Source organism: Phocaeicola faecicola (assembly GCF_013618865.1).
Lineage (GTDB): Bacteria > Bacteroidota > Bacteroidia > Bacteroidales > Bacteroidaceae > Phocaeicola > Phocaeicola faecicola.
The window spans coordinates 19,088-31,362 of the sequence record NZ_JABSOE010000020.1; the positions used below are offsets into that span (position 1 = coordinate 19,088).

Sequence of the window (12,275 nt, forward strand, 5' to 3'; positions counted from 1 at the left end):
CTAAAAATATTCAACTTCAGAAATAAACACTCAAAAATCTTTTTTCAATAAAATAAGCGGTGTAAACCGGGCGAAATCGCCGGTTTACACCACGCTGTTCATCGATCTCCACAGAAGGGAGAATGTTATTCTGCTTCTTTTACAAAATAAGTAAGCGTCGGCAAGTGGTCACTGAAACCGTTCTGGAAGGTTACTCCCGAAAAGGTACGCAAAGGATACCCTTTATACTTTCCTTCCTGCTGAATGAGATAATCACGGATGAATACCTCCGATTTCCAGAACTTCAGCGTATTCTTATCCTGTCCGAGCAGATTACCCGAGATAATCTGCTGGTCGAACAGGTTCCATTTGTTCTGATAACAGAGCGAGCCGATTCCCTTGTCGTACAAGGCCCACGTCGCATTGTAATATTCATAAGGTTTCACTCCTTTTGCCTTACGCTTGGCTCCTAGCACCTCGCTGCAGCTCTTGTTATACGGATCGTCATTCAAGTCACCCACAATCAGCACCTTTGCCTTCGGATTGTCCGCATGAATCGAATCGGCAATGTGCTTGGTAATGCTAGCCGCATACTCACGCAAAGGAGAAGAGGCATCACCTCCATAACGTGAAGGCCAGTGATTGACAATCATGTGGAAAGGCTCTCCTGCCAGCATTCCGCTGACCAGCAACTGGTCGCGTGTCTTATAATCCGGCTGGTCGGGCTTACGGAACGGATAAACCGTAGCCGAAGTAAAGCGGAAAACCCTTGGATTATACAAGGCTGCCACATCAATACCACGGTGGTCGGGCGATTCGAAATGCACGATTTTATAGCCGATTTCAGCAATGGCATCCATCTTCACCAGATCCTCCAGCACCTTCCGGTTTTCCACTTCCGATATTCCGATAATGGCCGGTCCCGCCGGACAGTAGTCCCGTCCCAGTTCCGAAATTACCTTCGCAATGTTCTTGAGTTTCTGCTGATACTTGGCCTCGGTCCAGTTGTACTGGCCGTCAGGCGTAAAGTCATCGTCCCCACGATTGTTCGGATCATCTTCCGTATCCCACAGGTTTTCCAGGTTATAGAAGGCTGCCGCATACACACGTACCTTGTTCTGTGCAGACAGCCCCGCACACATGCAGGACAACACGATGAACCAGAATCCGGACAAGAAAAAACGTTTTGTCATAAGGCTTCCATTTAATTGTTAACCAATGGAGGTTCGATTACTGTACCTCCGTCACCTTCACCTGCAGAAGAACCGCCTGTATACAGTTTCACGCTGTACAGACGCAATCCCTTATCGTTTGTAGCTGCTTCTGTAGTAAATTCCAATACGGTATTGGCAGAAACTGCCACGTCGTTGAACGTGAACTTGAACGGCTTGTTAGATTCACCCTTGTCGTTGCTCACCACCTTGCTAGGAATCGTAATGGCATTACCGTTGCATTTCACCTTCATCACTGCCAGGTCGATAGACTCACCTTTATTGTACAGGTTGGCACCCACCTGGAATTCCAAGGTAGCTTTCTGCACCTCTCCGGCATTGATGCCTGAAATCTGCAACGTAATATCCTTATTTGCCGGGAACCAGATATTGCTCAGTCCGTCCTGCATACGCACAGAAGCCTGTCCTGACTCATCCTTGAACATGGATGCCGGATTATCGAAACCAGTATAATCCTTTACGTAAGGCCAGTAGTTTCCTGACTTCTGAGGCTCTCCGAACGTTTCAGAGAAAATCACTGTCTCACCGCTTTCACCGCCTTCATCACCGCCTTCGCTGCTGCCGGTAAAGTTCATTACATCGTCACGTGTACGCACTGTCAGCTGCCAGCTGCCGTTGAAACGGCCCAGAATACCTACTACGTCACCACGTCCTTCAGGTAGTTTGTCGCCCGCAAAGTTGGCATAATTGCTGGTTCTTACCATCAGCGTATTACCCTGTTTGTCGGTAATGTATTCCTCACCATATCCGTCGCTCGGAGCAAAGGTATTCTTTCCACCGTTCTTGAAAGCCACATTTTTCAGTCTCACCAGCTTGAACTTGTACTGGTCGACCGCTCCGTTGATCAGACTGATATCCTCTACGTCAATCGGCTGGATGTTGTTGGCATCTGCCCAACGGTCCTTGCTTACCACTGCCTGGAAATCCACCCAAGGAGTACGGTACAGGTATCCGTCTGGATGCCCCAGCTGCTGCTCGTCACCATATACCGATACACACAGCCCTTTCAGGCTTACATAAACCACCTGGCCTACCGGATAATAGTTGTACACACTACCCTGATCCACCTGCATTTCGATGGCACTTGTCTCATCCTGCAGGTAAATCTTCTTGTAAATGTTTCCCGACTCGTCATTAGCCGAAACCACCGCCTTGAGCACCCAGTCCTCAGTAATGTTAACCGGCGCATCCTTGGTAGCCGCAGCACACTGAGTACGCAGTTCGGCAATGGTCATGTTCGCAGCCGGTCCGTTGTATATCGGCTCATTCAAAGGAGGTGCATCATATTCACGCTCACAAGCAAATAATGCCACTGATGCAAGAAGCATTAATCCAATATTTTTCAAGAGTTTCATAAATTCTGTATTTATAATAAGTTACTTAAAAACGATAGCTCACATTCAGGAAGCAGTTGATGCCCTGCATATAGTAGTACTTTCCACCAAAACGGTCGGGATAAGACAAGTCGGAACGTCCCTGTTCATAACCTCCGGTACAGATATCACGCTTGTTCAGCAGATTGTTTACAGACAGGTTGAAGTTCACCGACTGTTTACGGTTGATATAGAAAATCTTTCCTACCGACAAATCGATGGTATAGGCTGCCGGGAAGCGTTCCTGTGTAGTCAGTTTCTGATAAGCCTCGAACTCATCGGGTCTGCTCGGGCTGACAGAAGCATAGTTGGAAGCCAGACGGCGCAACGGAGCCGCTTCGATATAGTTGCGTGCAAAACCGTTGATATTCGCTCCCAGGAACCAGTAGTTCACAAAATAACGGATACCGAATGTACCGGCAATCTGCGGCATACCGCCCACGTACACATTCTCCATATATACTTTTTCTTCCTGTACGATCTTTCCGTTTTCCGAATTCTTGATACCGTTCGGATTGTTGCTGTAGTAATATTCGGAAACCGTTCCTGCCAGATCGAAGCTCCACTGGTCGTTCAGCTTATAAGTAGCTCCCAGTTCCACACCACGGTGAATGCGGTTCACTCCGTACAGTACGTGGTTGATGAAAGTACCTTCGATACCGTCGTAATAACTGCTGCGCTCCATCTGGTCATAGAAATTAGTCTGGAACACTCCCACGCGTCCTGCCAGTTGCGGCAAAGAGAATACATAGTTCAAGTCGGCCGAGAACACCCGTCCGCTCTTGATATTACTGATTGTACGGTCGGTAATACGCGGAGAAACATAAGCATCGTTTGGAAGCGGCGCCTCACTGCCGTAGCTGATATTGGCAGTCAGCATGTGACGTCCGTTGAACTTATAGGTCAGTCCTCCCTTCAGCATCACATCCGTAAACTCATGATGCTGTCCTTCGCCATACGAAGAAGTAGGATAACGTCCGTTCATCATCTTACCGTCGCGCCAGAAGTTGGTATACGTAAACTTGAATCCATAGTAGTAATCCCAATATCTGGATCTGTACTTATTGATTACCCAGGCATCGGCAGAATAGATGTTCAGGTTGAAATTATATCCGAAGATACCTCCCTCGTATACCTTGCGGTCCGGGCGGTTCAAGTCGTTCTGTATCTTGTCATGGTCGCCGGAGAAATCCTGTTCGGCAAACTTGTCGATATCGAGCACATACTGCGCACCGAGCAAGTCATCTACGGTCTTAAACTGTCTTGACAGCGTATAGCGGGCACCGACACCGGCCGTAATGTTGAAATAACGGTTGATTTTGGTATTCAACGTACTGTTGAAAGAAGTCTCAAACAAGTCGCTTCTACGTTCTTCCACCATATATACAGCTGCTCCGTTACCGTTGCGTACGCTGTTGGCATTGGCCAGGTAGAGGTTATCCCAGTTGATCTGAGTATACTCCGTACGGTTTGAACGCCAGAGTTCCGTATAAGCATTCTTTGCTTCCGGACTGTCAAAATACGACGGAAGATAACGATAGTAGTCCGGACGCGGGTCGGGTGCATTGTACCAGTTCAAGGCCGTATTACCGTAGCGGGCATAATGTGTACCCAGACCGGTAGTCAATGTAGTATTGTCATTGATCTTCCAGATATGTGAGATCACTGCAGTCGGGTCGAATGCAGTAACCACCTTTGCATTTCGTTTCTTACCGTTCTGATATCCCCAGTTCGGGTTATACAGATAATTGTCAGTAAGTTCATATACCTCTCTATAAGAACTTCCCTGCTGTCCGCGGCGTACCGGAGAAACAAAGGCTACCATAGACAGGCTGTGTTCTCCTCCGTTCCATTGTTTTTCTGCGGAGAAAGCCAGAGAAATATTGTTGTAAAAGGTTCCTTCGATATTTCCTTCATGAGAGTATCTTCCACCTACGGAAGTAGCAAAAGCCCATCCGTTGTCTTTCACTCCTGTAGCATAGGTAAACATGCCTCTCAGGTAATAGTTGCGGTTGGTATAGCTCATAGACAGTTTTCCGCCCGGTGCATAACCGCTGGCACGCATATTGATATTTTCGGCACCGCCCAGGGCTCCGAAAGTAAAGTTGGCAGGAGAAGTGAAATTAGTGACATCACCATTTCGTGTCATATCGTTCAGTGCACCCACTGAAGAATAGTTGAACACACCACGATTCTGGTCGTTGAATACTACCCCATTGATATACTTCAACTCCTGTGTACTGCTATAACCACGAGGAGAGAAGCGAGCCGGTGACAACTGGTAAGCGGTTTTGTTCAGGTACACATCGTTAGACAACAGTACCGTTGCACTCACGTCCTGTGATGAACTTTCCACATCGTCGTCCAGCAGGCCGGCATCAATGAATCCGACCATTGAAATGTCTTCAGTTGCATTTAATTCTGTAACCTGTATAGGTTCTAGTTCAGTATCGCCTAAATCTTCAATCTTTACAACGACATTCTTCGGAGAAATCAATACAGAGTTCAGGTTGAGGACATACTCTCCCGGCTGGATATTGCGGATATAGAAGAATCCGTCTGCATCCGTTCTCACCTGTCTGTTCAGTTTCTCTATAGTTACCAAGACCCCCGGAACAGGGTCATTGCTTACTGCTCCGATTACACTTCCTTTTACAGTCACATTGTTCTGCGCAAAGACAATGCAAGGAAGCAAGAATGTCAAGATGAACAGTAATTTGTGTTTCATAAATAAAAAATATTGGATGATTATTAATCTAGGTCACACAAGGCCGGAAACCGGCCCTGTGTGACCACATACTATCAAGTAACATAAAAATCTTACTCTACAGTTTCTAACTTGATGTTGTACAATCTGAGTCCTACTGTATTATCTGCAGCTGAAGCGGCAAATTTAAGAGTAGAATTTTCTGTTCCAGCAACTTCGAATGTAGAAGTCAATGTGTAAAACACATTTGCATCATTATTGTCTTTAGAAACAACCTTGCTAGGAATAGTCAGTGACGTATCATTGAAAGTAACCTTGATTTTATTCAAATCAATAGAAGTACCTGCATTGAAAACATTCGCAGCAGCCTCAAACGTCAGTTTGAATTTTGAATGTCCGGCAGTATTGATTCCAGAAATGGTCAGCCCTGAATCTTTACCAGCAGGCAACCATACATTATTCACTTTAGTTGTCTCACTTGGATTTGCTTCTGTTTTATGAGCAATAGAACGCACATCAGCAGCCTTTGTTTCATCCGAGAACTGCAAATCTTTATTATCCCAATTAGTATAATTAGCTATACTAACTTTGTTAGAAATCACTGTTGCCCCCATTTTTTCTTCAAAAATGACACCTGCCGGAGTCGGTTCCGGTTCCGGATCTACTGTACCGTCACCGTTAGCTACTACCTTCACGTTCTTGATTTCCCAAGTAGCAGCTGCAGAAGTAGTGCTCACATATTTGAATGCGAACTTAACAGTCTTACCCAGATAACTTGCCAGGTCGACAGAAACTGCAACAAACTTGAATTGTTCTCCATATTTGTCAATAGTCAACTGCTTCCAGTTTTCTGCAGAAGTTTCTGTAATCCACAAAGTCAGTTCTTCAGAAGCAGTTCCCGCATAATTATGAGCATGTTCGAAAGACAGCACAGCAGACTTCACATCAGCTAAACTCAGTTCCGGAGAAACCAACCAAGATTCAGAAGCCTTTTTAGCACCACCCACAAACGCACTTGCTTTCATGCAAGTGTATTTTTCATCATATTTCCAAACATAAGTACTACCTTCCGGCAACTGCTTGTCATCGATAGTAAACTTACCCTGACTTGTCGCAAAGCTTTCATCCAGCAATACCTTTTCTTCACCCGGTTCTGTAGAACCACCGTCGAAGTCCACGTCAATGTCACCACCCGGAACAGTCACCCAGTCTGTGATGGTTGCGTTACCCATCTTCACAGTCGGTTTTCCGTTGTTGATAGACAAATCAGCTGTATACAGGTATTCCTTACCGCCTTCGAAGGCACTGATATCACTTACAGTATATTCAAATGTCATGCCATCCAATTTGAATGTCAGTACCATCTGAGTCTGTGAACTTCCTGTAGCTTTTGTAGGAAGTACAATGGCCTGTGCTTTCATAGCACCGTCCTGGCCAGCCACCATATACATATCCAATGTAGGTTCAGCCGACTGAGGAGATACGGTCAGCACCCCACCGTCCAGGTCGAAAGAAGCCTGCGTATTCATACCGCCCATAGAAACAGTCGTTCCGTTCAAAGAAGGTATGGTACCGTCAGTATTCTTCAGGTCAATGGTTACCAAAGACAACTGGTGTGTGAATCCCAGACTTACAGTAGCTCCGTTTGCAATATTCTTTGCATTGTTTGAATACAGCAAATCGATAGCCTCCGGTTTGCTCTGATTGCTTACATTTACAGCAACGATATTATCTGCTACCGAAGAAGAATAAGGATAGTAAGCTACGAAATCCGCATTACCCGTTTCCGGATAATAGATAGCCTCCGTTTTAGATTCCGGAGTCAGGATACCATTGGTCTGAGCCAGATATTTCTTATTGACTGCAGTTGCGGCATCAATGCCTGCGCCGGCACCTGTCATGTAAATTCCGACTTCATCGCCATTACCCCAAGAGCTGCCACTGGCACGAGTGTGACTTCCGATATAAGAATTGAACACAATTCCGTCACTGCCAGACCACGTACTATTGTCATCATTGGTCTTACATCCTGCAAGAACAAGGGTAGACAATATACCCATGTAAATCAAATTCTGGATTTTCATAATCATATAATTAAAAAAATAATTGTTATCTCCATTGACTCAAATCCAAGTTAGCTTTCACACTTGCATCCAAAGAGGGGAAGAACGTAAATCCGGTACGTTTTTCCAGTTCGCTTACAGATACGGCATAGTTCATATAACTGCCTGCATCGGAATAATCCTTATGATCCAGATAAAATGCAATGGTCTGGTAAGAACCGCCAACCTTTCTGGCCAGTGCCTTGAAATAATACTTAGGTACTACCATCTGTACACCACTGTTATCGTATGCATATTTCAGTGTCTGGTCGGTAGCTGTGGTAGGCATGGCACCTGTCACTACATACAACGTATCGACACCCGTACTCCAGGAACGGACTTTATTTTCCAGATTAGCCCAGATTCCCTGATTGAATTTTTTTCCCAACTGGGCAGTCATGTTGGAAAAATAGAAGGTCTGGTTATTCATCTTACAGTCTTTACGCTGTCTGTCACCACTAGGAATCTGGTGTCCGCGGTCATAGTTGTTGCCAATACCCTTTTTCATATTGGGCTGCTCACTCTGCTTCAGTTCCGGATCATACCCCCAATCGTCAGTACGTCCGACATTTCCCTCAAGATACCATCCGCACAACGGATAAGCTACCCAGTAAGCAAACTTGGCATCGGTGTCATAAAGCATCGTATAATTACGGATATCAATTCCATTCAAAGTACCCCCGCTGTAGCGCAATCCGGTATTGTGTATGATATACCGCATATTGGGCTTTTCCAGAAGCGATGCGGAAATTACCGGAGTCTCAAACCATTTCGTATATTTGGCTTCCGGGTCAGGAGTGATCTCACCTCCCGAAGCAGAGATGTTTACATTGAAGACGTATTTCTTTCCGGCTTCCAGTTTTTCTGTAATTCCGGTTTCAACCACCTTAGTTGCTCCATTCAGTGTCAGACTCAGTTTCAGTTTTCCTGAAAAAGTCTGAGGAAGCAGGATAGCCTCTGCTGCTGTTGCATCTCCGTTGACATGCATGACCACTTCCTTTACTGAATTATCCACAAGACTTAAAGACTTTTCCTTCAAATTGGCCACAGCCTGGGTTTTCAGTCCCGGAATGCTGGCAGAAATACCAACCAATGAAGTATTGTTGCTGGAATTCAGGTTCAAAACGACTTTAGACATCAGACGGGTAAACTCCAGACTGCCTTTTGTAGTGTGATTGCAATTGGTCAGATTATTGGCAACCATCAGGTCGGGAGCAGTGTCTGCTATCTGATTGGATACATCCACATTCGCCTGTGTCAGATCAGTGAATGCAGCATCATAAGGATAATACGCAACAAAATCCACATTGCTGCCATCTTCCGGATAATACAAGGGATTACCGCTGGCTACAAAATATCCATCCCCCACATTTGTTACAAAAGGAACGTTACCTTTTATCACCGCATCCCCACCAGTAGCCATCATAAAAACTCCGATCTGGTCACCCCGTTCCCAAACCGCGTCCATTGCTCTTGAATAGCTTTCGTTATCAATCACTGAACTGAAAGCTATTGGCTTCGTTTGTTCATTCATTGCATCTTGCGAGAGGTTGTTTTCGCACGATTGGAAAATCAACATCGACAGCATGCACCCATAAATTAGTCTTGTTTTCATGTTGAGCATATTAAATAATTTTGCTTTACAGTGCTAATATATAAAAAAATACAAATAATATACGACTAATATCATTTTTTTCATCTCTGAAACATACGATTTTAATAAAATAATGCCTGATATTACATTTGTAAAAAACAAACCTATCACTTAAAGCGTTTTTTCCGGGAATGCCGGATTATAAACAAAAGAAATTTACATATCCCCCAGAATATCCTTCAATGCATTTTTTTAGAAAATACAATAACCGTTTTCAGAAATGTACACCCTGTATTTATTTCCCCTTCTGGAAATAGACGATTGTCGGAAGATGGTCACTGTAACCATTCATCCACTTGCCGCCGGCATGGGTGCGTTTGGGGTATCCTTTGTATTTTCCCTCTTGCTGAAGCATAAAATCTCTCTGGAAAATTTCGTGTGAAGAATATGACAGCTTACGGGTACGTTTCTTCAGGAAGTTCTCTGTAAATACAATCTGGTCGAACAGGTTCCATTTTCCGCGATACTTCAATGTACCGTTTCCTGAAGCCAGGGTATCCCACCAGGGATTGAATAATCCTCTTTTTTCCACATTTTCTTTCTTCTGTCTGGCTCCCAATGCTTCGGCCATGCTCTTATCCATAGGGTCATCGTTCATATCTCCCATGATGACAATCTTGATCTTGCGGTCTAATGACTGCAAGGAGTCTTTCAGTGCCCTGACCTGTTCACCGGCATGCTCACGATAAGGGGAAGCAGCACCGCGCGAAGGCCAGTGGTTAATGATAAAGGCAACCCGTTCTCCTGCCAGTTTTCCATCAATTACCAGAAATCCGCGGGTAGGACGGTCGGTTGGCTGCATCAGACGGTATGGCACCAGCCGGGAAGAAGTCGGAGTGTAGATTTTGGGGTTATAAAAGAATGCACAGTCTACGCCTCGCTCGTCGGGTCCTTCGTAATGAATCATCTCATAGCCCCGGTCTGCCAATGCAGGCTGCTTCAGCAAGTCCTGCAACACACGGTTGTTCTCTACTTCGGCCATACCGATTACCGCCGGGCCTTCGGGCAATTTGTCAGTAGCCAACATCGACAATACGGTAGACATGTTTTTCAGTTTCGCCTGATATTTCTCATCATCCCACTTGTTCCGTCCGTCGGGAAGATACTCATAATCCTTCTTGCCTTCGTCATGACGGGTATCAAACAAGTTTTCCAGGTTGTAAAAGGCAACTCCATACAGCTGCTCTTTCTTGCCTTTTGCAAAGACAACGAAAGCAGACAGCAGAAAACAGATAATCAATGTACTTTTTTTCATCATATTTTTCTCAGGTTAGGTAAAAAAAGGGATTGAATATGAAAATAAATTTCCATACCCAATCCCCCTAAATTATGTTTTTAATCTATTCAAATCAAAGCTTTACAGGATCTCCAGCCACTTCAAACTGACCCTTGCCTAAACTCTTGTAACGGAACTCATAGAGATTGTTTGATCCGTCGTAAACGATAGCCTGTACCTTATAATACAAATCCACACCGTTCATCTGAGTCGGAGCATCCGGATAGTTGTGAGAAAGTACCATTCCGCAAGCCACCTGAATCTGCTGCATCAGATAAGCCATTGCCTTTTCTTCATCTTCCTTGTCAACCAAGCCTTCCGGGTCATTGCTTCTACGCTTAATCAACATTACATTGAAGTTTCTGTAATGAGAAGAAGCACCAAACCACCATTCTGTATTATCAGGATAAGAGCTGTCCAGATAAGCCGGCTTGTTTTCAGTTACCCAGTCTACCAGATACTGGTAATCATCGGCTGTCATTGAAACGGTAATCGTCGGATCGAACAACCATTTTTCACCGTTGTGCAGGAAGGTTTCCTTTTCACGGGTTACAATGTTATTGTTCAATGCCCATTCAGTACCCAGGAGGTATTCATCTGCAATGGCAGAAGTATTTTCACCATTGTAATACTTGTACAATACTACCTGAGTAGCGCCAGCCTTGGCATAAGGCAATTTCTGAGCCAGGAATACCGGCAGATAATCAGCAGGCTTAATAGAAGAAGAGAAGTTGTCGTTCTTGCCCGGATCACCCATTGCATCGTAATCGGCAGGAGTAACCACCACTACATCTTTTTCTGTGTATGCACCCCATTTGCCACCGTTGAACTGGAACAGGCCATTGTAAGGCATAGCATGAGACGGCTTGGAAGTAGTAATCTTGATGTTATCCAACTGCACGGTAGTAGTCACACCACCCTTGGCACCGCGATAACGGAAGGCAATGTATACCGTCTTTCCGTTGAACGCTTTCAGTGAATAAGTTCCTACGTTTGTCTCATCGGTATAACCGCTGGGCAGCGGAGTCGGATAAGTAAACTCATCAGTAATGTTTGTCCAGTTGTTTTCAACAAACTCACCACCGTCGTAGTTGTCTGTAACAAAGACACTGAAGCAGTCTCCGTTATGATGTCCGAAAACGAGGTCGAATGTCAATGCAGCATCTGCAGACTGGATCTGAACTCCTTTCGTTATCAAATAGTTCTCCAGTTCGCCGGCAGCCTTATAAGCAGAAAGTTCAGCAGCACCGTCACCCTTGAATACATTGGCAGTCCAGTTTTCTGTTCCCTTCACATTAAGCTGCTTCCAACCGTCGATTGCAATCACATCCTTAGAATTGAAAGAGTCGAAATTCTCATCCAAATAACTCATGCCCGAAGGATCTTCCGTATCATACATATAGTCTACCAGATAGAAATCGCCTTCCTGAGCTTCTGTAAATTTCGCATTCAGGATTTTAGGAATTTCCACATTGGCTGGATGGGAAGGACTCAGGAAAGGATGAGTAGCCACTCCCCAGATGGTCTCATAATCACCTCCGTTTAATGTATAAGTAGATACCGAAGCAAACTTCTTCAGCGTTTCAGACATATCTTCCTGATAGTTGTAAGTAACTCCCACGGTAGAACCTTTTCCCCATGAGCCATATAAATTGGCCAGGATAGCAGGTACATACTTGTCTGCAGTAGCGAAAGAGTTCAATGCCAGATCAGAAGCGACCCGCTTTGCCAGCGCCTCTTCGTCTTCATTCTGCGCATCAGCCAGAGCAGCCTTTGAGATAGCCTCATAATCGGCTTTCACAAGCACATACTCTTCCTCGTTCTTTGTAATGGTAATACCCTCAGAGTCTATTTCATTATAAATATCTTCCATCGGGTCACATGCTGCCAGCAAGCCACCAAACAAAGATAAAGCAATCAAATTATATTTAAATTTCATACTAAAATCATAT

Annotated in this window: 7 protein-coding genes; all 7 read right to left on the reverse strand. The window is 44.8% G+C overall.

Going from position 1 to position 12,275, the window contains the following annotated elements; all coding sequences use genetic code 11:
- Positions 1–125: 125 nt before the first annotated feature.
- The 7 genes from H3001_RS07305 to H3001_RS07335 all read right to left on the reverse strand — a co-directional run bounded on the left by H3001_RS07305 (position 126) and on the right by H3001_RS07335 (position 12,262).
- The gene (locus H3001_RS07305; protein WP_181214529.1) at positions 126–1,172 is read right to left on the reverse strand and encodes an endonuclease/exonuclease/phosphatase family protein; all 1,047 of its coding nucleotides are present in this window, start codon (positions 1,170–1,172) and stop codon (positions 126–128) included.
- An 11-nt stretch (positions 1,173–1,183) separates the two neighbouring features.
- Positions 1,184–2,566 (reverse strand): DUF5689 domain-containing protein, encoded by a 1,383-nt coding sequence (locus H3001_RS07310; protein WP_181214530.1) that lies wholly within the window; start codon positions 2,564–2,566, stop codon positions 1,184–1,186.
- Positions 2,567–2,591: 25 nt separating this feature from the next.
- Entirely contained in the window at positions 2,592–5,312 is a 2,721-nt protein-coding gene (locus tag H3001_RS07315) for a TonB-dependent receptor (protein WP_181214531.1), read from the reverse strand.
- A gap of 92 nt (positions 5,313–5,404) precedes the next feature.
- Positions 5,405–7,375 carry a fimbrillin family protein gene (locus H3001_RS07320; RefSeq protein ID WP_181214532.1) on the reverse strand — a complete coding sequence of 657 codons (1,971 nt, stop codon included), beginning with the start codon at positions 7,373–7,375 and terminating at the stop codon, positions 5,405–5,407.
- A 25-nt stretch (positions 7,376–7,400) separates the two neighbouring features.
- Positions 7,401–9,008 carry a fimbrillin family protein gene (locus H3001_RS07325; RefSeq protein WP_181214533.1) on the reverse strand — a complete coding sequence of 536 codons (1,608 nt, stop codon included), beginning with the start codon at positions 9,006–9,008 and terminating at the stop codon, positions 7,401–7,403.
- A gap of 274 nt (positions 9,009–9,282) precedes the next feature.
- Positions 9,283–10,302: an endonuclease/exonuclease/phosphatase family protein gene (locus H3001_RS07330; RefSeq protein ID WP_181214564.1), complete on the reverse strand. Its 1,020-nt coding sequence runs from the start codon at positions 10,300–10,302 to the stop codon at positions 9,283–9,285.
- Between the two features lie 94 nt (positions 10,303–10,396).
- Entirely contained in the window at positions 10,397–12,262 is a 1,866-nt protein-coding gene (locus H3001_RS07335; protein ID WP_181214534.1) for a choice-of-anchor J domain-containing protein, read from the reverse strand.
- Positions 12,263–12,275: the final 13 nt, after the last annotated feature.